We start from the raw sequence: 25500 nt of genomic DNA, 5'->3' as shown, positions 1-25500 counted from the left end.
CCCTGTGTTCATCCGGCTGAACCGAAGGGAAGCATCGCCGAAAAACGCGCTCGCTGGCAACCCTCCGGCACGTTCGTCGCATGGAACAGGGCGGGGGGTGTGGGCGGGGGTGCTGGGGGCGGCGGGGGGGTGTGGGCGGCGGCTGCCGCTGCTGCCGCTGCTGCTGCTGCTGCTGCTGCCGCTCTCGTTCTTGACCATCCTCGTCGAGCAGGCGACCATGAGCGCATGAGACGCGGCCGCATCGCGTTCCGGATTGCCTTCGTGATGTTCGGCGCGCTCGTCGCCTGCACGACGGACCCCGAGCGGGGTGATGCTGGAGCGCCACAAAGCGAAGCATGCACCTGGAAGGTGAGCGCTTGCATCAACCGCTGTTACGACGCCGACCTGGGACTGGGTTGTCGCCTCTGCTGTCAGACCAATGGCATTTCATGCGATGAGGACGGTGGCTACGCTTTTTATAAGTGCATCGAGCGGGAGGACTGACCGACGAACAGCGGAATGCGAGCGATGAACCCCGTCCCCCTTCTCCTCATCGCGAGCCTCATCCTCGGCCTCGGCGCAGGGTGCCGTACACGCCCGACGAAGAAGAACCGGTACGAAGGGCTGGACGGCGGATACGTCATGCGGCCGGAGTGCGATCTGCCATCGGACGCCTGCTTCGAGAAGTGTTACAAGCGAAAAGCGAGCGTCACCTGCTTCGGTTGCTGCCGCGACCGGCGGTTTCTCTGCGACACGCAGCAACCGCACTCGTTCGAATCCTGCGACAACACGCAGTGACCATGCGTCTCCCGCGGCAGTAGCAGCGGCAGCGGCAGCAGCAGCAGCAGCAGCAGCATTCTCCTACCGCCTGCCCCGGCGCGGAACCGGAGATCATCGCCGGAGGGCGGACGGCTGCCTGCGATGCGGCTCAGCTGAACTGGAGGACCCAGAAATTACGACCGTCGAATGCATCGTTATGAGCTTCGACGATGTTGTCGCCCCCGTCCGTGTCGGCGCTGCCGAACAGGTACGATGCAGAGACGGAGTTGTACAATTTCACTTGACCCTTGTCCTCGAACGCTACCCAGAACACTCCTCTCGGGTCCTCACCAATGTCGGGCCTCACCTCGACGATATGGTCATTCTGTTTCTTGTTGCTGGAGACGAACATCCAGTTCCTGACGGAGTCATAATAAGTAGTATATATCATGAAACCCTCCCCGCACCGGCCCGTACGGGGTGGCACGAAACGTCGTACGGTCGTCCGAGTTGCCATGAAGCTCCACATAGCGAGTGCCGTCTTTGGCGGCGTGTGAACGCGGGAAGGCGTACTTTCCATGATAAGGCGAATACATGCGGAAGGGGTCTCCGCTGCGCAGTCGATCGAAAATCTCTTGAGGATCCATGGTTGCACTCCTTATTTGTCGAAGGTTGACTCTTGCCCCGTCATGCCCTCCGCCCCCCGCCTGGGCCAACAAACCCACTCCGCCGCACCTCCGTTCGCCCAGGATCACCGCGCCCATGACGACGCCCCTCGAGCCATTCCCTACGGATCGTGGGTTCTCCCGAGACGAACCAATCCCGCACTTTCCCGTTGAGTCCGCCCCCAACCCATGCCACAAAGCAAGCGACGCCAGCCGGCGCAATCACCACCGACCGGCGTCTGACCCAAAACCCCGCAGTACCGGAGCCCTGAGCTATGACCACGATACCCGTCCATCCGCCGCCGGCAAACTTCACGGCAGCACACGCCCTTCTCGGCCGCCTCTACCTCGAACACCGCGCTTTCCTTCGCCGCCTCCTGCTTGGCCAGGCCATCCCGCCTCGGGACGTGGACGACCTCGTGCAGGACGTCTTCGTCACGGCCTGGCGGCGGCTCGAATGCCTGGTCACGCCGGAGCATGCCCGTCCGTGGCTCGTGGTGATCGGGCTCAACCGTGCGCGTAATCATCGCAATCTCGCGCGTTGCGAGCGGGAGGTCTTCACCGGGCTCGCGGACGATTTCCCCGAGCGGGCGGACGCCACGTCGACGGAGACGCTCCTCTCCGCGATGTACAGCCTGTTCCGGCTGAAGCGTTTCCTGCGCAAGGTCGGGCCGCGCATCCGGGCCGTGGTGGTGTCGTATCTGGAGGGGCGGTCGGTCCGGGAGATCGCCGATGCATTCGGGCTCAAGCTGAAGACCGTCTACAGCCGCCTGCACCTCGCCCGGCAGCATTTGAAGATGCTCGAGCTCGGTTGAGCCCCGACCCCACCCTCTGACTTCAAGACGAGGACCCCCCGATGACCTGCCCCCTCTGCAAACACGGCGAAACCGCCCCCGGCACCGTCACCGTCACCCTCCAGCGCGGCGAATCCACGGTGATCCTCAAAGGCGTCCCCGCCTCCGTCTGCGAAAACTGCGGCGAATACTACCTCGACGAAGCCACCACCTCCCACGTGTACGCCATCGCCGAGCGCGCAGTTCGCGACGGCGCCGAGGTGCAGATCCGCCGCTACGCCGCCTGAGCCCCGCTCGCCCCCACGTTACCCCCGCCCCTACCCACACCCCCGCCCCGCCGCCCCTCCACCTATCCCCCCACCTACCGCCCCCGCCGCCCGCGCCCCCTCCTCCTACACCGCCCCCTCGACCGCCCCCCGGGCCCGCGCCCGCGCCTTATCCCCGCCGATACCCGCTCCCGCCCGCCGCCCCCGGCCTGCCCATCACCCGCTCTCGCCCGCCTCCCGCCCGCGCCCGCGCCTTCTACCTCGCCACCTACCTCCGCTCCTGCCCGCCCTCCCTCTGCCAATCCCTTGACCTCGTCCGTCCGTACGTGCCACGCTCGCGCGCCCATGAGCCGGTTGACCATTTCCGACCTCGATCTCGGCCTCGCCAATCTCTTCGACCAGCGCAAGCCTGACCTCGACCTCTCTGCCGCGGGCAAGCTTTTTGGTCCCATGATCGCCAAGAAATATGCCGCCATTCAATCCTTGCCCGAGGCCATGCGCGGCAGGAAGCCCCTCGTCGAGGAGCTCGGCGAGGCCGACGCGGAGTATGACGACCTCGGGACGGCCATCACGAGTTACCTCGACGCCGTCGACGTGGCCCCCGGCCTCTCGGACGATACGCGCGCCGCAGCCAAGCGTATTCGCCTGGCCTTCATTCCCTCGAAGACCATGCTCACGGACTCCTATGCCGAGGAGGCCGCCGCTGCCAAGAAGAACCGCGCCAAGCTCGTCGAGCGCGCCGACGATTTGACCCTCTTCCCGACCCCCGAAAGCCAGACCCTTTACCAGTGGGTCGAGCGTTTCCTCGACGCCGGCGACAGGCTCGCCGCGCTCCTCGACCTGCGCTCCCTCGTGCCCGTGAGCGCCGCCGGCAGCGCCGGCAAGCTCCGCGGCGAGACGATCGGCCTCCTTCATCAATTCCGCACCACGCTGCGCACCGAGCTCGCCGATAACCCGGACCTCCCGCGCGACCTGGAGGCGAGGGTGTTCAGCTATCTCGACGAGCTCCACGACCGCCGAAGGCCGAGCCCCAAGCCCAAGGGCGAGGAGAAGCCGTGAACGAGGCGTTCCTCACCCCCCAACCCCGCGTGGCGGAGAGGGGGCGAAAGGCGCAGGATCAAGCCGAAAACTCCCTCCCTCTCCACCGTGTGGAGAGGGAGGGTTGGGGTGGGTGAGGCGGGCGCCAACGAGGGCGAGCGGATCGCTCAGCCCCCACTCCCATAAGGCCGCGTGATGATCTCCAGATGGTGCCCGGCGGGGTCGGGAAAATACACCCCCCGCCCGCCATCATTGTGGTTGATCTCCCCCGGCCGTGTCGACCGCGGATCCGCCCAGTACGGCAGCCCGCGCGCGCGGATGCGGCCGAAGATCTCGTCGAACTCGGCCTCGCTCACGAGGAACGCGTAGTGCTGGGAGTGAATCTCCCCAGGCACATCCATGAAGTCGAGCGTGACGTCGTTGTCGACGCGCACGGCGAGGAAATGCATGAACGGGACCGGGGCGGGCAGGCCCAGGATCTCGGCGAGGAAGGTGGCGGACTCCTTCTTGTCTCGCGCCGCGATGATCGTGTGGTTCAGCTTGACGGTCATGTCTCGTCCCCTCGGTCCGTGAGCGTGCCATCGGGGGCTCGCGGGGGCAACGGTGCAGGCGCGAGGCGACACGCTCCAGGCTTTGCGGTATCCTGCTGCCTGCGAGGAGCCACCATGAACTTGCTTCGATCCGTCCCGGTGCTCTTGGTCCCCCTGCTCGGCGGCTGCTTCGTCCGCGGGCCGCTCCCACCGATCGAATATAGCGCGGGGTTCTTCGCGGCGTTCGATCGGATGGTCGATGCCACGCTCTCCCGCGGCACGCTCGAGCATCAGGCGCAGACGTTCGACGTCGAGTTCGCGCGTCGCGTGGACGAGGGGCCCGGGCCGGGCGAGGTCGTGGCCGTGGGGCCGACGTGGGAGAAGGTCGAGACGTTCCTGTCGATCGGGCGGCTCTCGGCCGAGATCATGGCGCCCATCGAGGGCTCCGCGCAGAACCGGGTCGACATGTTCACGGACGCCGCGGACAGGGTGCTGCGCAGCGACGTCGAGGCGCTCGACCTGTGGAACCAGAAGATCGGCGGCATGGGATACCCCGATACGGAGAGGGTCGAGCCCACCGGCGAGCTCGTCTGGGAGTCGCTTTACCTCGTGCTCACCGAATCCGAGCACGCGACCCAGGACATCTGGGTCGAGAGCGGGACCTGGGTCGAAGGGGCCTGGATCCGCACCGAAGGGTATTACGAAGAGCTCTGGGTGGAGGGTTATTACGAGCCCGTCTGGCAGGACGGCGGCTGCTGGGACGAATACGTCAGCACGGCGTGCGAGACGGTCTGGGTCGAGGAGAGCTGTTACGACGTCTGGATCGAGGATGGATACTGGGAGTCCGTCTGCACCGCGATCGACGAAGAGGGGTATTGCCTGGAGTGGACCGACGTGTGGGTGGATGCGGGGTACTACGAGACCCAGTGTGATCCGGGGTATCAAGCCGAGCAGTGCACGGATTTTTACGAGACGGTCTGCGACCCGGGGCAATGGGTGGACGTGTGGGTCGAGGGGCACTGGATCGAGGGGGCGTGGATCCCCGGCGAGCTCGTCTGGATGGATGGGTATTGGGCCGATACGTCGAGCTGGCAAACGGTGGCGCTGCCCGCGGAGGAGGCTGCGATCCTGGACGCAGGCATCAGCTACGTGGCGGCGTTTGGCCCGGAGCGCGTGGGCGCCGATTGTTATTCGAGGCTCGACGCGGCCCTCGTGAGCGCGGCGGAGAGCCCGCCGGAGAGCGCCGTCATGCTGTCGAGGGAGGCGATCCTGGCTTGTTTGTCACGTTGAGGCGAGGTCAGTACGCCTTCTCCGAGAGCTCCGACTCCGGATACCCCACGCCAGCCCGGTGATAAAGCGCCGGCCCCGTGTTCTCGAGCAGGCACTCCCGCGTCCAGCCGATCTCGATGAGGAACTGGCCCCAGAGCTTGCGCGTCTTGTCCGCCCCGACGAGCAGATCCGACCGCTGGAAATGCCACCACTCCATTCCGATCGGCTGCCCCGGCGCCGGCACCGTGACCGCGTCGCCCGGCATGATCAGCACGCTCGCCGCCACGCCCGCCGCATTCGCCACGCCTGCCGGTGCTGCGTAACCGATCTCGAAGATCGGGTTCAGCGTCACCGTCCAGCTACTCGTCTTTGGCTTCGCCGACGGCACCGTCGCGCCCGTGTTTTGCGAGACGTTCTGGTTCGCCGGGGCCTGCTGCTCCAGGGCCTGGGGGCGCTCCTCGATGTACTTCGCCCACGCCTCGCCCGATTGCACGGGAGGTTGCGACTCGTCCGACACGACCCCGTAAAATGGCTTGTCGGCGTATTCGCGTACCTTCGCCGCCACCTTCTTCGCGTCCTCGATCTTCGCGGCCGACCAGGACAAGGTCACCGTGAGCTGCGGCGTGTTCGTCTTGACGCTCTTCGGGATCTCCTTCTTTGCGGCCTTCAGCGTGCCCGCCCAGCGGCGCATGAAATCGGCGTCCAGCGCGGGCACCGTCGACTTCAGCTTCGTCGATTTCCCGCGCGAGACCGTCACGACGTCGTCGTCCGTCTGGCTCGTCTTCGCCTTGTCGAGCGCGTCCGCGAGCGTCACGAGCTCCGTCGCCTTCACCGTCTTCGTCGCTTGCCCCCAGCCCGAGCGGAACGAGCTGATGCGCCCCAGGTTCACGAGCTCGCCGACCCCCGTGATGTCGAGGTACGCCTCGTATTCGGCCGCCTTCGCGGCGTGCGCCGGCTCGTGCTCGGCGAAGAACTCGGACGCGTTCATCGTGGCGCCCTTGATCCCGCCCTCGGGGTGCCAGGCGTCGTACATCCAGCGCTCGATCGAGGCCCGGTAATACTTCGTGAAGAAGGCCGACGGGCCCGCCTGGATCTCGGCGACGAGTTTTTCGATCGCCGGCAAGAGCATCGCCGCCGCGATGGGCGTCTTCGATTGCTCGTCCCGCAGCGCCCCGAGCCGCTCCAGGATCGGCGCCGCGAGCGTCGCCGCGTCCGCCGCGCCGGGCAGGGATTGTTTTGCCGCGCCATGGAGGCGCCATTTCACGCGGCCGTCCACGACCTCCCGCGTGTAGGCCACGGGCCAGCCCGAGACCGTGTCCACGAAGCCCGACGCGATGCCGAGATCCATCGCGAGGCCCGTCTTGTGGATGGACCGCGCGCTGCGGCCATAACCGGCCTTGCCGATGTCGACCTGCGCGCTGCGGAACGTGTGGTTCACGCAGATCCCGTGCTCGAACCCGAGCGCCTTCACGAGCTCGCTCCAAGCGTGCAGCGATTGCGCCGCCTCCGGCCGCATCCAGTTCAGCCAGCCGCGTGGATCGATCATCGCGACCAGGATCGCCCCCGGCTTGCGTAGCCCTTGCGTGAGCCACGTTTGAATGGCCTTGCCCGTCGCCGCCGTGACGACGCCGTCCGCCGCGTCGGGCTTGTCGGCCGGCGCCGCGATCTCGGCGCCGTCGAGGTACGCCCACGCATTCGCGATGTTCGTCGCGGTCTTGACGTCGCCCTGCTCGGCCTTGATCTTCCCGTCGAGCGTGATCTTCTGCGCCTTCTGGTCCTCGGTCAGCGATTTGACCTTCTTCAGCGCCTTGAGCTCGGCCTGCATGGCCGCGAGCGCGCCCCGATCCACCTTCGCGGCGAAGTTCGCCCCGTAATCGACGTAGGCCGCGTGAGGGCCGGAGGCGCCGCCGCCGTTCACCTGGAACGCGCGCGATTTCGCGTCCTCTTGGTATCGATACACCGCGTTCATGGTGCGGACGTCGAAGATCCCGTCGTTCACGCCGCCGGATTTGTCGGCGTCCGTGCCCGCGTCGGGCAGGTAGGGGAAGTTCGACGTGCCCACCATGTAGCGGAGCGCGCCGAGGTGCGCTTGCAATCGCTGCACCTGCTTCTTGACCGGCTCACACGCCCCGAAGGGCATGTCGCGGTAGAGGACCCAGCCGTCATAAAGATCCGCGCCGGCCGGCAGGAGGCCCCTGGATTGCTCGGGGATCTCCAGCGTCGGCGCGTCCGCGCGTACGGTGAGCGCCTTCGGCTGGCCGAACGCCGTCCCGCCCGCGTTGACCTCGGCCTCGATCCGCTGCGCGAGGTCGAGGCTCGGGTGCTGGATCAGATACACGTCGTACGATTGCCCCTGCTGGAGCTTGTACGCGTCGGGGACCTGATCAAAACACGTGGGCGACGCGAGATCGATGGGCGGGCCGAGGTATCCCGTCGCGTCCGTCATGCCGAGCACGTACGGCGGCACGGGGCCCGCGGGGGGCTCCTCGCTCGCGAACATCGCCGCGATCCTGGCGCTGAGCGTGGGCTCCGACGGCCTGGGCGGGGTTTTTCGGAAGAGGACGAAGAGGTTCGGGAGCGGGTGACCCGCGGTGCACGCGACCTTCGTGATCTTCAGGGTGGGGACGCAATACGTGGTCGCGGCGCTCGAGGCGCCGTCGCTCGGGGTTCCGCCGTCGCCGCTCATCGCTCACCCTCCTCGAAAAAGCCGTCGTTCACGTCCACGAACTCGCCGAGCTCTTCTTCTTCCGGCGCCTCGTCGGGCGGATCGTCCGCGGGCTCCTCGGCCGTCTCCTCGGCCACGCGCTCGGGCTCGGTCCCGAGCTTCTTGTCCCCGAGGAACGCGCCCTGCTTCGTGACGACGAGATCCGTCACCACGTCGAGCCATTTCTCGGCCCCGATCCGCACGGCGATACGATACGCGCCCGGCGGCACCAGGCGGAACGTGTAGAGGACGAGGCGTTTGTCGGGGTCGGGCCTCGCGTCCGCGTCGCTCGCGAGGAGGATCTTTTCGTAATGGCCGTCCTCGCTCCGCAGGCGGACCTCGTCGTCCTGCAGCGGATCGTCGTCGAGGTCCATCTCGAGGGGGACCGTGAGATCCACGCCGGAGAGGACGATCGTATTAAAATCCTTGCCCCGCGGGTTGCCGAGCGCGACGTCGTGAGACCGTTCCATCGTGCGTGCCTCCGGGTCCCGTCAGGAGCCGTGTTTCTCCTCGAGCTTCTTTTTCGTGGCGTCGTCGAGCTCGCCCGTGACCTCGAGCTCCTCGTCGTGCTGAAACAAAGCGAGCGCCGTCCGCGTGCGTTTGCCGAGGAGGCCGTCCGCGGGCCCCGGGGCGTATCCGAGGTTCAAGAGCCGCCCCTGCGCCCCGGAGATGCCGCCGTCCTTCGCGTCGAGCGGGTTCAGGTGCCCGAGCCGGAGGTGGAGCACGCGCCCGGCGATCGTGAGTTTGGCCGTGGTCTCGGAGACGGGGACCTGCTGCTCGAGCTTGCCGTCGCCGTCGGTCGTGCCCTCGTGCTTCTCGCCGCCGACCTCGAGCACGTACGCCGCGCCCGCGAGCGCCTTGCCGTCGTGCCCTTCGAGCCGGAGGCGCAGCTCCTTCTTCGGCCGGCGCAGCCGGAAGCGGTGGACCTTGCCCGTCGCGAGGCCCTCCTCGAGCTTGAGCTGCTTGTCGGGGATCACGATGCGATCGCCGGGCTCGAGCACGTTCGGGTTCGCGCGTTTTTTCTTGAGCTCGGCGTTGTCGGGGTGGTCGTAGAGCGCGCGATAATCACCGAAGCCATACCGCTCGGCAATCTTCGAAAAGCACTCGCCTTGCTGGACGACGTGGATCGGCATGGGTTTCCGCTCGCAAGCCGGGGAAGGAGGCCCGCGAGGGTATCACGGGCCCGCGTCCGTCGTAAACGGGGCCCGTCGTCGTCTGCCGTGTCAGGAGGCTCGCAGCAGGAAGGTCAACGCGCCGCGAAGGTCATGTTGAAGACGGGCAATTGCTTGTCGCCGCCTTCCAGCTTGACCGTGCGCTTCGTCGCGTACAGCGCGTCGAGCACCGCGACGATCTCCTTGAACGGCGTGCGGTTGTCCGTGTGCAGGATCGCCTGATCGAGCTTCTTGTCGCTCGGATCGCGGTGATTGGCGTTCGCCTGCCACTCCGCCTCGAGCTTCTTCGCGAGGTCGGGGTATTTCACGAGCTCACCGATCGCCTGCTCGGTCTTCGGGATGCGGATCTCGCTCACCACGGTCGCGCCCTGCTTCCACACGAGCGCGAAGTCGGTCTCGCCGATGTGCACGTTGAGCACCTTCTCCGGCGGGGTGGGGGTGAGCGGCGTGTCGCTCGGAGGCCCGGGGACCTGCGCGTCCGCATTGATACGAGAGTTCGTCACCCAGACGGCCGTGATGAGCAAAAACGCGATCGTGCACATCAACAGGTCGATGAACGGGACCATGTTGATGTCCGCATTCGTCGCCTTCTTCTTGCCGCCCTCGCTGCCAACGTCGACGCCGCCCATGGTGATATCCTCCTCCTCCGTCGTGCGCGAAGTCGGTCGCGCTCGGGGAATGGCCAGGAGACACCAACCTCGGAGCAAGGTTCCGCTTTTTTTCGACAACGAGAGGGCGCTCGAAGTTTCCGGCTCGCTCGGGATTTTCCGCTGGCTCAGGATCGGTGCATGTTGGCCATGATGCGGGCGCCATCCATGTCGAAGCGGAACCGGAGCGGACGGAGGCCCCGGGCGATCATGGCCTCGAGCATGCGGCGCCGATCCTGGGGGCGGACGTAGAACATGAAGAAGCCGCCACCACCCGCGCCCATGAGCTTGCCGCCGATCGCGCCGTGCTTGCGCGCCGCCTCGTAATGCTCGTCGATGACGGAGTCCGTCATCTTCGAGGCGAGCTTGCGCTTGTGCGACCAGTGCACGTGCAGGAGCTCGCCGTACCGGTCGATCTCGCCGCTCGTCAGGATCCGGTAGGTCTCGTGGCCCATCTCCTTGATCCGGTGCATCGACTCGATCACGGGCGGCTCGAGCTCGCGTAGCCGCTGGCCCTGCTCGCTGAGGACGATACGCGCCGGGCGCTCGATGCCCGACCAGAGGATGACGAGGTTCGACTCGAGCTCGTCGAGCACCTCGTCCCGGACAGGCACGGGCTCGACGTGGACGGCGCCGTCCTTGTCGAAGGTGAAGGCCGTGACGTTGCCGAAGGCCGAGATGTACTGGTCCTGCTTGCCGATGGGCTCGCCGAGGCGATCGATCTCCAGGGTGCACGCCTCCTCGGCGAGCTTCTCCGAGGAGACGAACTCGCGCTTGTAGGTGTGGAGCGCGTTCAGGAGCGCGACCGTGAAGGCGCTCGAGGAGCCGAGGCCCGAGTTCGCCGGGAGGTCGGCGACGCTCGTGAGCTCGATCGAATGGTCGATGCCCGTCATGCGCAGCGCTTCGCGGAAGATCGGGTGCTCGACCTGGTCGACGCTGGAGACGATCTCGGTCTTCGAATACGCGAGGCGGATGTCGCGGAAGAACCGCTTGTTCGCCGTCACGTAGATGTATTTGTCGATGGCCGCGGAGACGAGGTATCCCCCGAAGCGCGTCGAATACGCCGGGAGATCCGTGCCCCCGCCGCCGAGCGAGAAGCGCACGGGCGCGCGAGATATGATCACGGGTTGTCCTCCGCTCGGGCGCCCCCACGCGCGTGGAAGAGCGCCTCGAGCTCGCGATAACCGGCCTCGGAGCCGATTTCGTAAAACCTCTCCGTCACGACGAGCGCCCGGAGCGCGCCCTCCGCGGCGAGCCGCGAGAGCACGGGCGCGAGGTCACCCGGGCCCTCGGGCAGCGCCGCGATGACCTCACGGCGGAGCGCGATCGCGCCGTAGTCGATGTGATCGAGCGCGGGATCGCGCGGCTCGCCGGGCCTGCGTTTCTGGTAGCGGGCCACGCGGCCCGCGGCGATCTCGCAGTTCGAGTCGTCCCAGCGGTCCTCGTTGCGGTAGACGGACATCGTGCCGCGCGCCTCGCCGTGCGCTTCGAGGTCGGCGAGCGGCGCGGCGTAGTCGAAGGGCAGGTAGGAGTCGCCGTACGTCACGAGGAACGCCTCGCCGAGCAGCGGCAGCGCCCGCCGGATCGCACCCGCCGTGCCGAGCCGGGTCTCGCCCTCGTCGGCGTGGACGACGTGTAGCCCGAAGGCCGCGCCGTCCCCGAGCGCCGCGCGGATCTCGTCGCCGAGGTGGCCGATGCAGAGCACGACCTCCTCGTAGCCCGCCTCGGCGAGCCGCGCGAGCAGGTGATGGCCAAACGGCCTGCCCGCGATCGGCAGGAGGAACTTCGGCACGGCGAGCGTGCGCGGGTACATCCGCGTGGCGAGCCCTCCGCAGAGGACGACGGCTTGCTGGCGGGACGAAGACGGGATGTTCGGCACGGCGCGCGCGGGAGCTTAGCCCGGGTTTCGCCCGCGAAGAAAAACTCGTGCGTGTTCGGAGCGGCGAGGGCCGTCCGGGCCACGTTTCCAGAACTTTTTCGAGCGAGACCCCGCGGCGCGGCGCGGCAAACCGGGAGGTTCGGGCATCCAACGAGAGAGCGCAGAGAGATGACGCAAGGAGCTCCGGGGGACGGGGAGCGCGGTTCGGCTTTCCGAGCAAAGCCCCCGAGGGCCGAGAGGGGGGACGTGTCCGATGAACGAGCCGTCGTTCGCGCGGGTTTCGGTGGGAGACGTGCTCTTTGGGAAGTACCGGGTCGAGCGCGTCCTCGGCGTCGGCGGCATGGGGATCGTGGTCGCGGCGAGGCACACGCAGCTCGACGCGCTCTACGCCGTCAAGCTCATGCACCCGGCCGAGATCGGCAACCAGCAGGCCCTCGCGCGGTTCTTCCGGGAAGCACGGGCGGCCGCGAAGTTACGTAGCGAGCACGTGGCGCGTGTCTTCGACGCAGGCCGGACGCCGCGGGGGATCCCGTACATCCTGCTCGAGCACCTCGAAGGTTGTGATCTGCAGCAGCTCGGCAAGAAGCGCGAGACGTTGCCCGTGGACGAGGCCGTGCTCTACGTGATGCACGCCTGCGACGCGCTGATCGAGGCCCACGCGGCCGGCATCATCCACCGCGATCTGAAGCCCGCGAACCTCTTCCTCACGCACAGGCCCGACGGATCGCCCTGCGTCAAGGTGCTCGATTTCGGCATCTCGAAGCGCCTCGGCAAGGAGAGGGTGCCGTCGTGGAACACCCGGACGACCGACATCCTCGGCTCGCCGCTCTACATGTCGCCCGAGCAGATGCGATCGACCCGGGACGTCGACGCGCGGACGGACCTCTGGGCGCTCGGCGCCATCCTGTACAGGCTGCTCGCCGGCGAGGCGCCCTTCGCGGCGCGGAGCCTGTCGGACGTGTACGAGGGGATCCTCGAGCGAGAGCCACGCCCGCTCTCGGTGCGCCGGCCCGACGTGCCCCCGGCGCTCGACGCGGTGGTGCGAAGATGCCTGCGGAAGAACCCCGATGATCGCTTCGACGCGGCGCTCTCGCTCGCCGCCGCGCTCGCGCCGTTCGTGCCCGAGGAAGACGCCCCGCGGAGCCTGCGTAGCAAGCAAATGCGGCCCGCCTTCGCCTCGTCGCCGGCCGTGACGGTGCTGCCGGCGCTGCCTCCAGCCGAGCCCACGCCGGACGATGTGCCGACGTCGCGGGTTTGTCGGCCGGCGATGAAGAGCACGCCGACGCTCCGTTCCATGCAGGATCCGTTGCCGACGCCGCCCTCGACGAGCGAGTCCACGTCGCCCGCGTGGGGCGGGACGTTTTCGGTCGCCGAGCGGGCCCGGGAGCAAGGCTCACGCGTGGTGGTCGCGGCGCTGCTGGTCGCGGCGCTGATCGGGGCGGGGACGGGCGCGTGGCTCTCCCGGGAGGATCACATCGTCGCGGCCCGCGCCACGCCCGAGAGCGCCCCTGTCGAACCGGAGGAGGCCTCGCCGAACCTCGCGTCCGTCGCCGGGGCGCTCGCCGCGCCCGCGGTCCCGGCCGAGCCCACGAAGGTGCCCGCGCCGCGCGCCCTCGCGGCGCTGCCCGGCTGCGCGGGCGAGGCGGCCGAGCCCCCGAGCGACACGAAGACGCGCCCGAAAGCGCCGCCGCCGAAGAGGGCGGCCGATCCGTTTGGTCGTTCACGCAAATGAAACGGTATTTCTCGACGAACGTCCTCCTCGTTGCTTCGCTCGTGTCGTCCGTCGCGGCGGGCGAGGCTGCGCGGGAGCCGCTCGCCGAGGAGCGGGCGGAGGTGCTGTTTCGCCGCGGGCTCGAGCTCATGGACGCAGGCAGATTCGCGCGGGCCTGTCCGATGCTGGAGGAGAGCCGGAGGCTCGATCCGGCGATGGGCACGACGTTCCGGCTGGCCGAGTGTTACGAGCACACGGAGCGGCTCGGCGAGGCGTTCATGTTGTACCAGGAGGTCACCTCGGAGGCGCGGCGGCGGCACGCCGAGGAGCGCGCCGCGTTCGCGCGGGCCCGCCTCGTCGCGCTGGGTCCACGCGTCGCGGTGGTGAACCTGATCGTCCCGGACGAGACCACGTGGGCGCCCGGGCTCACCCTCACCTGGGATACACGCGAGCTCGATCGAGGCCTCTGGAACGCGGGCCTCGTCGTGACGAAGGGCAAACACGTGCTCGCGGCGACCGCGCCGGGCAAACGGCCGTTCCGGCGGGAGGTCACCGTGACGGCGGCAGGGACGCTGGTCGACGTGGAGGTGCCGCCGCTCGCGGACGAGGTCACGCGGCGCCGCGTCGTGCTCCAGCTCGAGCCGCTGCCGCGGCCGATGTCGATCGAGGATCGGCGCTGGCTCTCGCTCGGGGCGCTGATGGTGGGCCTCGGCGGCTTGACGATGGCGTCCGTCGCAGGGCTCTCGACGTGGCTCGCGACGAGCGGCACGGCGGGCGAGCCTGCGTCCGAGGCGTCGTCCACGACGAGCGTGGCGGCGGCCGCCGGGATCGGCCTCGCGGGGGTGGGGCTTTTTGCGGCGGGGTCGCTCTGGCGCGCGGCGCCGGCCGGGCAGGTGCAGATCGCGATCACGCCCAGGCCGGGCGGCGGGGCAGGGGTGCTCCGTTTGTCCTTCTGAGGGCTACGGCGCGAACCTCGCGAGGTAGATGTCGCATTCGCCCGCGCTCTCGAGGGGCCCCTGACCGAAGTCCACGGTCCCGTAAAACGAGCCCGTGATCACCGCGGCGCCCGTCCGATCCACCACGAGGCCGCCCGCGAGCTGGTAGCTCGGATCCCCGAACGAGCGGCTGTCGAGATGTTTGCCCGCGGCGTTGTACCGCGCGACGTAGATGTCGGTTTGTCCAAAACCCTCGAGCGGCACGCCGCCGAGGTTCAGCGCGTCGGTGAACATCCCCGTGACGACGAGCCCGCCGTCGGGATCGGCCGCGATGCGGGGGGCCGAGTCGTCCCACTCGGCCGAGGTGAGGCGGAAGGTCCGCGACCAGAGCTCGGCGCCGCTCGGATCGAGCTTGGCCACGAAGAGGTCGCGGCCCTGGCTGGCGAGCTCGCCGCTGCCGAAATCGAGGCGACCTTCGAAGAGGCCGGCGACGAAGACGTTGCCCTGCGCGTCGGTGGAGACGGCCTGGATCACCTGGTCTGCGGCGTCGCCGAAGGTCTTCGTGAAGACGTGGTCGCCGTTCGCGTCGAGCTTGACGAGCACGGCGTCGACGCCTCCGGCGTGGGAGGTCGCTCCGCCGCCGAAATCGACCGGCGCGAGCAGGCCGCCGCCGAGCAGCACGTTGCCGCTCCCGTCCACGGCGACGGCCATGCCGGACTCGAGGCTCGCGCTGCCGAACGCGCGTGACCACGTCGGCGCGCCCTTGCCGTCGAGCTTCGTGACGAACACGTCCGTCGCGCCCGCGCTCGTGAGGGTCTCGCCGCCGAGGACGAGGGAGCCGCTGAAGCTGCCCGTCGCGACGACGGCGTCGCTCCCGCCGGCGGCCATCCCGGACACGGTCGCGCCGAGCATGGTGCTGTAGACGTGCTTGCCTTGCGCGTCGAGCTTGCCGATCGCGGCGCCCGCCGCGCCGGGAGGCGTGAGCGGACCGCCGCCGAGGTCCAGCTCGGTCTGGGTGTTCACCGCGATCACCCACGATCCGCCGTCGACGGCGACGACGCGCGGGATCCCGTCCTGCGCGGGGCCGCCGAAGCGCGCGGCTGGGCCGGGTTTGCCCTCGGCGTCGAAGGTGGCGAAGACGATGTCGGAGCTGCCGGCCGAATCGAGCGGGCCGCCTCCGAAATCGATCGTGCCGGCGAAGGTGCCGACGACGGCCACGTGGCCGTCCGCGCCCGTGGCCACCTCCGCGCCGAGGTCGCAGCTCGATCCGCCGGCGCGGACGCTGAAGGCGCTGCCTGCGGGCGGGGGCGGGGGTTCGGCGGGTCCGCAGCCGAGGGCGAGCGCAGCGCCGGCGAAGAGCAAGGTCCGTTTCTTCATGCGGTGGTTCCTCCGGGGCGGAAGGATACGCGTTTCTCGACGCCCCCTCGGCGCCCGGCTGTCCTCGGCGCCCGTTGACTTCTCGCCCGGATCTCTGTTAACCACGTTCGCAACGAACGATCGTTCAGTAGCTCGAAGCACGCTCGTTGGATCAGGAGGCGCGATGCCGTATTTGCACGTCGATGGGTGTGAGATCCACTACGAGGTGAAGGGGCGTGGGGAGGTCGTGTTGCTCTTGCACGGGCTCGGATCGAGCGTGCTTGATTGGGAGCTGCAGGTCCCCGCGCTCGCGGAGCGGTACAAGGTGGTCGCCGTCGATCTGCGTGGCCACGGCCGCTCGGAGAAGCCTCCGGGCCCCTATCGAATCACCACGTTCGCCGCCGACGTGGCGCAGGTGCTCGGGGAGCTCGCGCTTGGCCCGGCGCACGTCGTCGGCATTTCGATGGGCGGCATGGTGGGCTTCCAGCTCGCCGTCGACGCGCCTTCGCTCGTGCGGTCGCTCGTGGTGGTGAACAGCGCCCCGGCCTTCGTGCCGCGTACGCTCGGCGAGCGGCTCGTGGTCTTGCAGCGGCTCGTCGCGCTGCGCGTGCTCGGCCTCCGGGGGCTCGCGCCGAAGATCGCCAAGAAGAACCTGCCGCGCCCCGACCAGGAGGCGCTGCGCCAGACGCTCGCCGCGCGCCTCGCGCAGAACGACGAGGCGGCCTATTGCGCCGCGACCCGCGCGATCCTCGGCTGGAGCGTGGCCGAGCGTATCGGCACGATCGCGTGCCCCGTCCTCGTGGTCACGGGCGATCAGGACTACACGCCCGTCGCGTCGAAGCGGGCCTACGCCGCCCGGATCCCGCGCGCCCGCGTGGCCGTCGTCGCCGACTCGCGGCATTGCACGCCGCTCGATCAGCCGGAGGCCTTCAACCGGCTCTTGCTCGATTTCCTGCACGAGCATTCGATGGCCCCCGCGGGGGCCGAGGAAGTTTGTCATGGTGCGTGAGCTGGGGCGGCTCGTCATGGCCGCCTGGATGCCGCTCGTCCTCGTCACGGGTGGATGCAACGTCGATATCGAGCCGCCCGGCGAAGGCCCCCAAGCGACCAGCGCGAGCAGCGGCGGTGTCGGGGGCGTCGGCGGTTCGGGCGGCGGCGGTGTCGGGGGCGTCGGCGGTTCGGGCGGCGGCGGTGTCGGGGGCGGCGGAGATGCGTCTCGTTGTATTGCCTCGTCGCAGCTCGTCTCGTGCCCGTACGAGCAGGAGAGCATCCCGGCGCAACTGGGGATCCCGCGGGACGTCCTGTACCAGGTGCCGCTCGGGACGCCGCCCGCGAAGGGCTGGCCGGTGGTGCTCCTGTTTCAAGGTTCGCTTTATGGACCTCCGCTCATGTTCGAAGGGGCCGCGGACGGCCCTCACGGCGTCTATCACCTCGCGCTGACCGTGAAGGAACTCCTCGACGCGGGTTACGCCGTGCTCGCTCCGGCGGCGCACGCGGAGGGCACGACGTTCTGGGATACGAACGTGCCGCCCTTTTCGATCGCCTGGTCGACGGCGCCGGATCACGCGTTCATGCTCTCGATCTTCGAATCGATCTCCGCGGGCCTGTTCGGCCCCCTCGACGCGTCGCGGATGTACGCGACGGGCATTTCGAGCGGGGGCTACATGACGAGCCGGATGGCCGTGAGCTACGAGGGAAAGTTCCGCGCGCTCGCGATCCACTCCGCGTCGTACGCGACGTGCAGCGGCCCGCTCTGCACGATCCCCGACAGCTTGCCGAGTGATCACCCGCCGACGCTCTTCCTGCACGGCGAGGCCGACCTCGTCGTCCCCATCGACACGATGAAGGCGTACAACACGCGCCTGGTCACCGAGGGCAAGGAGACACGTGTCGTCACGGCGCCGGGCGTGGGGCACGATTGGCTCGCGGCAGGCCCCGAGGAGGTCGTCGCCTGGTTCGACGCGCACCCCTGAGCCGGAGGGACGCTACACGAGGCCCTCACCGCGGGCGCGTGATGCCATGACGTTCGAGGCGGCGATAAAAGGTCGCCCGCGGAATGGCGAGTGATCGCGCGGCGCGCGCGGCGTTCCAGCCGCTCTCGGCGAGCGCGCGGAGGATGGCCTCGCGCTCGGCGTCGCCGGAAGGCCGCGGGGCGCGCCGCGAGGGCAAAACGCGCGCTTCCCGGAGGCCGAGATCGCCGGGGCGGATGACGTCGCCCTCGGCGAGCACGATCGCCTTCATGAGCACGTTCTCGAGCTCGCGCACGTTGCCCGGCCACGTATGGGCGAGCAGCATACGCATCGCCGAGGGCGTGATACGCGCCGCGGGCCTGCCGAGCTCGCGGGCCGCGCGCGCGACGAGGTGGCCCGCGAGCTCGGGCAGGTCCTCGAGCCGCTCGCGCAGCGGCGGCAGCGTGACCTCCACGACGCCGACGCGGTAATACAGATCCTCGCGGAACCGGCCGAAGCGGACCTCGGCGCGAAGAGGCCGGTTCGTGGCGCAGACGAGGCGGAAATCGACGGGGACCGTGGTGTCGCTCCCGAGGGGGCGCACCACGCGCTCCTGCAGGACGCGCAGCAGCTTCGCCTGCACCGGGAGCGGCATCTCGCCGAGCTCGTCGAGGAAAAGCGTGCCGCCCGACGCCGCCACCATGAGCCCCGCGCGATCACGCTCCGCGCCGGTGAAGGCGCCTCGCTTGTGGCCGAAGAGCTCCGCCTCGAGCAGGTTCGGCGGAAGCGCCGCGCAGTTGATCCCCACGAAAGGGCCGGCCCGTCGCGCGCTGCCGTCGTGCACGGCGCGCGCGACGAGCTCCTTGCCCGTGCCGCTCTCGCCGAGCACGAGCACGGGCAGCGGGGACGCGACGACACGCTCGAGCGTCGCGAGCACGCGGCGGAGGGCCGGGCTCCGGCCGACGATCCCCCACTCGTGGCGCTGCTCGAGCGCCTCCTGCTTCGCGCGCACCTCGTCGCCGAGGCGCATGATCTCCGCCGCCTGGAGCCGCGCGAGCTCCTCCACGCGGCTGCGCTCGGCCTCGAGCTCCTCGGTGCGGCGGCGCAGGTCCTCGATGAGGCGGGCGCGCCGGAGGACCAGCGCGACATGGTCGGCGAAGGCGAGCAGCAGGTCGATGTCGGCCTCGCGGAAGCGCGCCTCGGTGAACCGATTGTCCAGGTAGAGCGCGCCGAGCACGCCGTCGGGCGAGCGGATCGGGACGGCGATGACGGACCGGAGGCGCATGGCGTGCACGGAGGCGTTCTCGCGGAACCGCTCGTCCTCGCGGGCGTCGGCCGTGCACACGGGCTCGGCGGTCCGCATGGCCTGTTCGGCGATCGAGCGGCTGAACTTGAGGTGGCTCTTGCCGATCTGCTCGCGATCGACGTTACGCGCGGCCGGCACGTGCAGGGCTCCCGAGCGCGGGTCCTCGAGCACGAGGAAGCCCCGCTCCGCGCCCGTGAGCTCGATCGCGGCGTCGAGCGCCATCACGAGGACGGCGTTCGCCTCGTCGGTGCTGTTGAGCTTCCGGTACAGGTCGAGCAAACGCGCGAGGTTCTCCGCGCGCCCGGACCTCGCGGCAGGCGCGGCCGCGTTCTCGACGGGGGGCGCGACGAGCGCGCGCACGCGCCTCCGTGGATGGGCGAAAAACGCGCTCCGGAGCTCGGGGGCGAGGCCGGATGCCGCCTCCTCCCAGAGCGCGAGCGCGCGGGCGCGCAGCGTGCCTGCGCGGGCTCGTTCGCCGGCATGTTCGAGCGCGACGGCGAGGCGGCTCGCGCACACGGCGACGAGGTCGGGCTGCGCCGCGCGCTCCGCGAGGCCGAGTGCTGCTTCGAGCCGGCCGATCTCCGCGGCGGGCGCGCCCCGCAGGCGGTCGAGCTCGGCCCGCCCGAGCGCTTCCCGCGCCGCGACGTCGGGCGCCTCGCGCGCCTCGTGGCAGGCCGCGTCGAGCGCGCGCGCGCCGGCCGAGAGGTCGCCGGCCGCGAGCTCGATCTCCGCGGCTTCGATCGCGACCTCCGCGGCCTCACGCGCCATCCCGAGCCGGACGAACGCCGCCCGCGCCCGTCCGGCGGCCTCGCGGGCCGACACGAAGTCCCCGAGGCCGAGCGCGTTTTCCCCTGCCGCGGACGCCGCCGCCGCGGCGATCGCCTCCATCCCGGCGGCGAGGGCGTCCGCCGCGGCGCGCGTCGCGGTGCGCAGGCCTCGTTCGAATGCGCCGACGTCCGCCCACAACTTCGCGAGGTTCGAGGCGAACAGGAGGCCGACGTCCCGCTGGCCGAGCGCGCGGCTCACGCGGGCGCCGCGCTCGTACGCCGCGAGGGCCTCCGCGAACCGGCCGAGCTGGTGGCAGGCCGTGCCGAGGTTCAGGCACGTCCGCGCGATGGCGTCGCTCAGGCCGTGCTCCTCCGCGACCTTCTGCGCCTCGTGGTGGCCGGCGAGCGCCGCCCGGACGTCGCCGGCGCGGTAGTCGTGGATGGCGCGGTAGCTCAGCGCCCGGAGCCTCCGCCGCGGCGAACCCTCGGTCACCGAGGCCTCCTGCGCGAGCAGCCGGCGCGCCGCGGCGCGATCGCCGAGGTGGGTCGCGGCGACCACCAGGTCTTCCACGAGGTCGGCGCGCACGTCGTCGTCGGCCGACGCCGGCAGGGCTTCGAGCGCCGCCTCGGCGACCACGCGCGCCTCGGCGTGACGCCCGAGCCGCGTGAGCGCGCGCGCCTCGAGATCCGCGCGCCTCGCCTGGCTCGGCGCGTCGAGGGGCTCGCGGCTGGCCTCGGCGAGGATCGAGAGCGCCTGCTGCGCCTCGCCCTGCTGCCCGAGGCAACTCGCCAGCGTGAGCAGCGCGGCCCCGCGTCGCGCTCCGCTCGGGAGGCGCGTGATACGCCGCTCGATCGCCTCCCGCGCGCGCGCCGGATTGCCTGCGAGCTCGACGACCCGCGCAGCGAGCAGCCAAGCCTCGTCGCCCGCGTGCTCGGCGCCGAGCGCGGCCTCGGCGGCGCCTCGGAACACGCGGGGTCGTCGTACGGCGTCGGCCGCGTGTTCGGCGAGCAGGCGGCTGGCCTCGGCGGCCCGCGCCTCGTGCGCCTCTCGCAGCGCCTCCTCGCGCCTCAGGACGGCGCGATCGAGCTCCCCCTCGGCGGCCCTGCCGGCTTGCACCTCGGCGACCACGTCGGCGATCGCCGCGGCGAGCCCGCCCGTCGCGGCGTGTATCTCGGCTTCGAGCCCGGGGAGGCCGACGTCGTGCATCCACCGCTTCACCGCGCTTGCCGCGAGTGGCCCGAGCTCGATCACCTCCGCGCCCGCGCGCTCGCCGCCGAGGAACGCGCCTTCGGCCGCGTCGATCTCCGTCACCACGACGAGCACCGGATCGGCTGGATCGAGCGACCGCGCGAGGGCCGCGAGGGCCTCCTGATCCTCGTCGGGCCAGAGGTGCACGTCGTCCACGAGCAGCGCCACCGGCGTGCCTCGGCGCGAGAGCCGATCCCGCGCCGAGAGCGCCGCGCCCACGCTCCCTTCCGCGAGAGGCTCGCCGACGGCGCGCTCCACCAGCGACGCGAACGGGCGCGGCGTCGTGGCGAGCGCGAAGGCCGTGGGAACCCGCGTCTGCGTGATCCACTTGAGCTCGCGGAGCAGGCGGCTCCTCCCTGCGCCTTCGGGCCCGCGGACGATCCCCACGCGTCGGCCTTCGCGACCGGCCGCGAGGTGGTCGAGCAGCGCCACGAGCCGGCCGAGCTCGGCCTCGCGGCCCACGAGCCGCGGCGCGTCCCGCGGCGGGACACGGATCCAGGAAGCCTGCCCGCCGAGCGCCTCGATCACCTCCTCCGCCGAGGCGGGGCGGGCTGTCGGGTCTGGATCGACGAGCCTCTCCGCGAGCCGCTCCACCGGAGGCGGCAGCCCGCGCCCCGAGGCGAGCTCGCGCAGGGTGACGCCGACCGCGTAGAGATCGCTCCGCGCGTCTGCGGCCTCTCCGCGCAGGATCTCGGGGGCGATGAAGCGCGGCGTCCCGCTCGGCGCGGCGGCGGCCCCGAGCCTTCCGGCGCACGACAGATCGAGCAATACGCCGCGACCGCGCTCGTCGACGAGCACGTTGGCGGGCTTGAAATCTCCGTGCCGCAGCCCCAGCCGATGCAGGAACGCGAGCGCGGAGAGGGCATCGACGAGCGGCGCGCGGATCGCCTCGAAATCCGGGCCCACCCGGTCGATCTCTCTGCCGGCGACGGCCTCGGTCGCGAGCCAATGCAGCGGCGGATCCTCTCCGTCTCGCGGGAGCGACCCGAAATCGAGCACGCGGACGAGGTGCGGGTGGCAGAGGCCCGCCAGGTATCCGAGCTCCGCGCGTAGCGCCCACTCGTCCTCTGCGCGCCGCAGCACCTTCAGCGCGACGTCGACCCCGAGGACCAGGTCCGTCGCGAGGTACGTGCGCGCGAGGCCTCCCTCGCCGAGCGTCGTGACGATTCGATAACGGTGGGCGAGGATCTCTCCGGGGGCGGCCAAGCGGGCCGAATGTCTCACACGTGTCTCAGTGTCGCAACGAGACACTCGGGCGGCGACACTGCCGCGAGGATCCTCGTGATTTTTCGGCCGATCCGCCCCTGGTACGCCCCCTGCTAAGGGCGGGCGCATGCTTCCTGGTCGCGTGTTTCTTCGTTCGCTCGTCGCGTCCTTCGCGCTCGGGGCGTGTCTCGTGAGCCCTCAGCCGACGCCCCCCGAAGAACCCACGCTCCTCGCGGATCTCGTCACGCCCGGTGGTCCGCAGGACCAGTCGTCCTTCGTGCGTTTCCTCGGCGAGCCCGGCGCGGTTCATCCGCCGGTCGGCGAGGTCCGGGTCACGAACCTCGAGACGACGGACCTGCCGGGCGTGGCCGTCGTCGCCGAGGATGGAAGTTTCGACCTCCTGGTCCCCGGCGCGACGGGCGACGAGTTCCGCGTCGAGGTCGTGGCGCCCGGTGGCCTCCGCTCGGAGCCCCTCGACGTCGTCAAGGGCGCCTCGGACACGAGCTTCGAGCCCGGCCCGCGGCCCCTCGCCGATTGCCTGCTCGTCGAGCCCGCGTTTTCCCTCGCATTCGAGGGGGCAGGGGAGACACGAGACTTCCTCGTCCGGAACGATTGCCCCGACGAGCTCTCGTTCCTCGCGCCTCGCCTCCGTCGCGCGGCGGCCTCCTTTGCGATCGAGCCGACGACGTCCTTCGTGCTCGCGCCGGGGGCCGTCGAGACGATCGCCGTCTTCCTCGGCGTCCAGGGGGCCGAGCGCGACGACGTGCTCTTCGTCGAGACGACCGGCGCCGTCCGGGATCGCCGCCCCCTCACGCTTCATGTTTTGCCCTGACAACCAGCCACGTACCACGAAAGGAAACACCAAAATGCTTCGTTCGAACCTCCTCTCGCTGCTCGCGCTCTCGCTGCTCGCCCTGCCTGCCTGCGTGGCCCAGGTCGAATCCGGCGGGGGAGAAGACCCCCCGGTGAGCGCGCCCCAGAACGACGCCGGCGCGCTCTGCAGCTACGAGCCCGGCATGGAGTGCGGGGAGGGCTTCTTCTGCGAGGTCCCGATCGACACGATGTGCGGCGCGATCATCGATGAGGCCGGCACCTGCGTGGTCAAACCCGAGGCCTGCGACCAGAACTACGACCCGGTCTGCGGCTGCGACGGCAAGACACACAGCAATGCCTGCACGGCCAACATGGAAGGGACCGCCGTCGCGACCGCCGGCGCCTGCCCCTGAGCGATCCCCCGCACCTCAGCCCGCGTCGTCCCCCTTCGCGAACCGCTCGATCGCCCGCACCTCGTCCTCCGGCAGGAACGGCAGCACCTCGTCCACCGCCCCCGGGCGCATGGGTGGCGCCCCGAGCCGGAGCGCCGCTGCCTTGCCCACCGCTGCCACGAATGGGCTCGGGCTCATGCAAAGCAAAAGTATCTCCGGGATGAGCTCCCGCGTCCCGAGTTTGGCCGCGAGGATCGCGGCGAGCGGCCCCTCGTCCACCTCGCGCCGATGCCCCACGAGCGCGCCGCGCAGGATCTTCGCCGTCTCGTGCCCCGGCGCCCGCGACGCCACCCCTCGATACCCTGCCGCCGGCATCCCGAGCTGCGCCGTCCCGTCGGGTGACTCCAGCATTCGTTTCGCCCGCCCGAGGAGCTCCCCGAACGTCGCCTTGTCGCCTTCCATCGACATCGCCCCCTCGAGGTCGAGCGCGATCGGCATCGTCGCCGCGGTGACGTACCACGGGAACGCGGAGGGCAAGCGCGCGAGCCGCGGCGACACCGGGCACGCCGACCGGCAGACGCGGCCGCCCACCGTCACGAAGACCATGCTCACGGCGCGCTCGTCGGAGATCGGCACGACCTGGTGCTTCACGTCCTGCATCTGTGGCCAGCGCAAGACCTCGGGGGATCCCTCGGGATCCAGCACGAACCCCCACGGCGCCATTCGCATGGCCACGCGGCGCCCGAACGGGCTCTGCTCCTTCGCGCGCTTGAATTGCGCGTAGCTCGTGAGGATCGGGACAAAAAGCGCGTACCAGAACCTGCCTTCGCTGGCCAGGACGATCCCCCCGCACACGCCCGTGGCGACCGTCGCATGCGCCGACGCGCGGATCCACGGCCCCGCGCCGGGCCCGCGGTCGAGCTCCACGTGCCGGAATTCGTCGTGGACCACCTCGCGGGCCTTCGGGTACCCCGGTGTGCTCACTGGCAATCGTATTTCTTGTAGCTCACGCCCTCTTCGGTCCGCACCGAATACACGACGCCGCCCTCGTCGAGCACCGCCATGTCGCGGAACGTCTCCTCCGGCATCGTATTCACGGGCAGGACGGCCGTGCCCACGAGGATCCCCTTGAGCGGCTCGTGGCACGAGAGGATCACGGTCTCCTCGTCGGCCTCCGAGACGAGCAAGGTGGCGAGGTAAATGGTCCCGCTCTTGTCCGTGTCGAGCAACAAGATCCCCCGCACCGCGCTCCCTTGCCGGTACTCGCGGGTGAACCGGTGCTCCATCGTGGTCCGGTCGACCGACGAGATGTACATCCGCCCGAGCTCCGGCTCGATGATCCCGGCCTTGATGTAGCTCAGCCCGTCACGCGTCGGCCGCCCCGGCACCTCGCTTCGCTCCGGCGACGCCTGCCCGCTCGTGGTCCCGATCCGCAAGAGCGGGCCGTGCTCCTTCTCGACGAACACGCCCTCCCCGTCGACGAACACCCCCGTCACGTGCCCGAGCTCGTCGAGCCCCTCGCCCTCGAGCGGCACCTCGCCGAGCACGCTGCCATTCTCGTCGTACATCACGATCGATTTGCTGTTGAATCGATCCAGGACCGCGACCTTCCCGTCCTCGGTGACGGCCATGTCCTGCGCCGCGTCCTGCTGCTTCAGCGGGATCTCCGTTTCGGGTTTGCCGTCCGCCCCGACGCGCACGACCCGGCCATTGACCTGATCGAGCACGTACATGCGCCCCTTGCCGTCCAGGCCCACGCTCATCGGCGCCTCGGGGTTCGCCTCCATCGGCCGCGTGCGCCCGAGCTCGTCGAGCCCCGAGCCGCCCCACTTCGCCGAGAACAGGACGTCCGCCGCCTTCTCCGGCGCGGCCGCCCCCGCGTCCACCACGATGGCCACGGCCGAGCTCGCGGGCGGCGGGGCGTCGTCCGGCGCCCCCGGCGCCGCCGTCTCCACGGCCGGCGTCTTCGGCTTGGCTTCCTTCGCCTTCTCGTCGACCAGGCACCCGCGCGCGGCGATCACCCCTGCGAGGGCCGCGGCGAGAGCGGCAGCGAGCGCCACCTCCTTCTTGCGCATGGCCTCCGTTCTACCAGAGCCGCTCCCGCGAGGAAAAGC

General features: G+C 70.1%; 26 protein-coding genes. 13 read left to right on the top strand and 13 right to left on the bottom strand.

What is annotated here, in order from left to right:
- Positions 1-4 precede the first annotated feature (4 nt).
- Genes GF068_RS02070 through GF068_RS02060 form a run of 3 tightly spaced genes read left to right on the top strand, consistent with a single transcriptional unit; the run spans position 5 to position 777 of the window.
- Entirely contained in the window at positions 5-229 is a 225-nt protein-coding gene (locus GF068_RS02070) for a hypothetical protein (RefSeq protein WP_153817600.1), read from the top strand.
- Complete coding sequence (locus GF068_RS02065; RefSeq protein WP_153817599.1) at positions 226-483, top strand: hypothetical protein; 258 nt, start codon at positions 226-228, stop codon at positions 481-483. Before GF068_RS02070 ends, GF068_RS02065 begins: the two co-directional genes overlap by 4 nt.
- Before the next feature lie 24 nt (positions 484-507).
- Complete coding sequence (locus tag GF068_RS02060; protein WP_153817598.1) at positions 508-777, top strand: hypothetical protein; 270 nt, start codon at positions 508-510, stop codon at positions 775-777.
- Positions 778-907: 130 nt separating this feature from the next.
- Here the strand turns inward: GF068_RS02060 and GF068_RS46025 are convergent, their stop codons facing one another.
- Together GF068_RS46025 and GF068_RS02055 are read right to left on the bottom strand one after the other, a co-directional pair.
- The gene (locus GF068_RS46025) at positions 908-1039 is read right to left on the bottom strand and encodes a hypothetical protein (RefSeq protein ID WP_275939051.1); all 132 of its coding nucleotides are present in this window, start codon (positions 1037-1039) and stop codon (positions 908-910) included.
- 127 nt (positions 1040-1166) lie between these two features.
- Positions 1167-1385, bottom strand: coding sequence for a hypothetical protein (locus GF068_RS02055; RefSeq protein ID WP_153817597.1), 219 nt, complete (start codon positions 1383-1385; stop codon positions 1167-1169).
- Positions 1386-1678: 293 nt separating this feature from the next.
- Here GF068_RS02055 and GF068_RS02050 point away from each other — a divergent pair, with 293 nt between their 5' ends.
- The 3 genes from GF068_RS02050 to GF068_RS02040 all read left to right on the top strand — a co-directional run bounded on the left by GF068_RS02050 (position 1679) and on the right by GF068_RS02040 (position 3522).
- Complete coding sequence (locus GF068_RS02050; RefSeq protein ID WP_153817596.1) at positions 1679-2218, top strand: RNA polymerase sigma factor; 540 nt, start codon at positions 1679-1681, stop codon at positions 2216-2218.
- A 41-nt stretch (positions 2219-2259) separates the two neighbouring features.
- On the top strand, positions 2260-2484 hold the full coding sequence (locus GF068_RS02045) for a type II toxin-antitoxin system MqsA family antitoxin (RefSeq protein ID WP_153817595.1): 225 nt from the start codon (positions 2260-2262) through the stop codon (positions 2482-2484).
- Between the two features lie 324 nt (positions 2485-2808).
- Entirely contained in the window at positions 2809-3522 is a 714-nt protein-coding gene (locus GF068_RS02040) for a P-loop NTPase family protein (protein WP_153817594.1), read from the top strand.
- A gap of 146 nt (positions 3523-3668) precedes the next feature.
- On the opposite strand, the gene GF068_RS02035 is transcribed toward GF068_RS02040, so the two are convergent.
- The gene (locus tag GF068_RS02035) at positions 3669-4052 is read right to left on the bottom strand and encodes a VOC family protein (protein ID WP_153817593.1); all 384 of its coding nucleotides are present in this window, start codon (positions 4050-4052) and stop codon (positions 3669-3671) included.
- A gap of 114 nt (positions 4053-4166) precedes the next feature.
- Here GF068_RS02035 and GF068_RS02030 point away from each other — a divergent pair, with 114 nt between their 5' ends.
- Positions 4167-5321, top strand: coding sequence for a hypothetical protein (locus GF068_RS02030; RefSeq protein WP_153817592.1), 1155 nt, complete (start codon positions 4167-4169; stop codon positions 5319-5321).
- Positions 5322-5328: 7 nt separating this feature from the next.
- On the opposite strand, the gene GF068_RS02025 is transcribed toward GF068_RS02030, so the two are convergent.
- From GF068_RS02025 to GF068_RS02000, 6 genes are all read right to left on the bottom strand, one after another.
- Positions 5329-7986, bottom strand: a complete 2658-nt coding sequence (locus GF068_RS02025) for a hypothetical protein (RefSeq protein WP_153817591.1) — start codon at positions 7984-7986, stop codon at positions 5329-5331.
- Positions 7983-8474, bottom strand: coding sequence for a hypothetical protein (locus tag GF068_RS02020; protein WP_153817590.1), 492 nt, complete (start codon positions 8472-8474; stop codon positions 7983-7985). Before GF068_RS02020 ends, GF068_RS02025 begins: the two co-directional genes overlap by 4 nt.
- A gap of 21 nt (positions 8475-8495) precedes the next feature.
- Positions 8496-9137, bottom strand: a complete 642-nt coding sequence (locus tag GF068_RS02015) for a PGRP and LysM peptidoglycan-binding domain-containing protein (RefSeq protein WP_153817589.1) — start codon at positions 9135-9137, stop codon at positions 8496-8498.
- A gap of 113 nt (positions 9138-9250) precedes the next feature.
- Positions 9251-9805 (bottom strand): ExbD/TolR family protein, encoded by a 555-nt coding sequence (locus GF068_RS02010; protein ID WP_153817588.1) that lies wholly within the window; start codon positions 9803-9805, stop codon positions 9251-9253.
- 146 nt (positions 9806-9951) lie between these two features.
- Positions 9952-10947: a GHMP family kinase ATP-binding protein gene (locus GF068_RS02005; RefSeq protein WP_338046166.1), complete on the bottom strand. Its 996-nt coding sequence runs from the start codon at positions 10945-10947 to the stop codon at positions 9952-9954.
- The gene (locus tag GF068_RS02000) at positions 10944-11702 is read right to left on the bottom strand and encodes a sugar phosphate nucleotidyltransferase (protein ID WP_338046165.1); all 759 of its coding nucleotides are present in this window, start codon (positions 11700-11702) and stop codon (positions 10944-10946) included. The genes GF068_RS02005 and GF068_RS02000 overlap by 4 nt, the downstream gene beginning before the upstream one ends.
- A gap of 253 nt (positions 11703-11955) precedes the next feature.
- On the opposite strand from GF068_RS02000, the gene GF068_RS01995 reads away from it, so the two are divergent.
- Together GF068_RS01995 and GF068_RS01990 are read left to right on the top strand one after the other, a co-directional pair.
- Positions 11956-13434, top strand: a complete 1479-nt coding sequence (locus GF068_RS01995) for a serine/threonine-protein kinase (protein ID WP_153817587.1) — start codon at positions 11956-11958, stop codon at positions 13432-13434.
- Complete coding sequence (locus tag GF068_RS01990; protein WP_153817586.1) at positions 13431-14369, top strand: tetratricopeptide repeat protein; 939 nt, start codon at positions 13431-13433, stop codon at positions 14367-14369. The genes GF068_RS01995 and GF068_RS01990 overlap by 4 nt, the downstream gene beginning before the upstream one ends.
- Positions 14370-14372: 3 nt before the next feature.
- On the opposite strand, the gene GF068_RS01985 is transcribed toward GF068_RS01990, so the two are convergent.
- Complete coding sequence (locus GF068_RS01985; protein ID WP_153817585.1) at positions 14373-15725, bottom strand: hypothetical protein; 1353 nt, start codon at positions 15723-15725, stop codon at positions 14373-14375.
- A gap of 163 nt (positions 15726-15888) precedes the next feature.
- On the opposite strand from GF068_RS01985, the gene GF068_RS01980 reads away from it, so the two are divergent.
- Both GF068_RS01980 and GF068_RS44100 read left to right on the top strand, forming a co-directional pair.
- Positions 15889-16713, top strand: a complete 825-nt coding sequence (locus tag GF068_RS01980) for an alpha/beta fold hydrolase (protein WP_153817584.1) — start codon at positions 15889-15891, stop codon at positions 16711-16713.
- Positions 16703-17677: an extracellular medium-chain-length polyhydroxyalkanoate depolymerase gene (locus GF068_RS44100; protein ID WP_153817583.1), complete on the top strand. Its 975-nt coding sequence runs from the start codon at positions 16703-16705 to the stop codon at positions 17675-17677. The genes GF068_RS01980 and GF068_RS44100 overlap by 11 nt, the downstream gene beginning before the upstream one ends.
- 25 nt (positions 17678-17702) lie before the next feature.
- Here the strand turns inward: GF068_RS44100 and GF068_RS01970 are convergent, their stop codons facing one another.
- Positions 17703-22181 carry a sigma 54-interacting transcriptional regulator gene (locus GF068_RS01970; protein WP_170319261.1) on the bottom strand — a complete coding sequence of 1493 codons (4479 nt, stop codon included), beginning with the start codon at positions 22179-22181 and terminating at the stop codon, positions 17703-17705.
- Between the two features lie 127 nt (positions 22182-22308).
- On the opposite strand from GF068_RS01970, the gene GF068_RS01965 reads away from it, so the two are divergent.
- Entirely contained in the window at positions 22309-23013 is a 705-nt protein-coding gene (locus tag GF068_RS01965) for a hypothetical protein (protein ID WP_153817581.1), read from the top strand.
- Positions 23014-23047: 34 nt separating this feature from the next.
- Positions 23048-23407 (top strand): Kazal-type serine protease inhibitor domain-containing protein, encoded by a 360-nt coding sequence (locus GF068_RS01960; RefSeq protein ID WP_170319260.1) that lies wholly within the window; start codon positions 23048-23050, stop codon positions 23405-23407.
- A 15-nt stretch (positions 23408-23422) separates the two neighbouring features.
- Here the strand turns inward: GF068_RS01960 and GF068_RS01955 are convergent, their stop codons facing one another.
- Together GF068_RS01955 and GF068_RS01950 are read right to left on the bottom strand one after the other, a co-directional pair.
- A complete protein-coding gene (locus GF068_RS01955) occupies positions 23423-24370 on the bottom strand; it encodes a hypothetical protein (RefSeq protein WP_153817579.1) in 948 nt (315 codons plus the stop codon).
- Positions 24367-25461: an NHL repeat-containing protein gene (locus GF068_RS01950; protein ID WP_153817578.1), complete on the bottom strand. Its 1095-nt coding sequence runs from the start codon at positions 25459-25461 to the stop codon at positions 24367-24369. Before GF068_RS01950 ends, GF068_RS01955 begins: the two co-directional genes overlap by 4 nt.
- Between the last annotated feature and the right edge of the window lie 39 nt (positions 25462-25500).

It is taken from the genome of Polyangium spumosum (assembly GCF_009649845.1).
GTDB classification, from domain to species: domain Bacteria; phylum Myxococcota_A; class Polyangia; order Polyangiales; family Polyangiaceae; genus Polyangium; species Polyangium spumosum.
The sequence above is the reverse complement of the archived record's forward strand: the minus strand, read 5'-3'. Positions and strand labels throughout refer to the sequence as shown.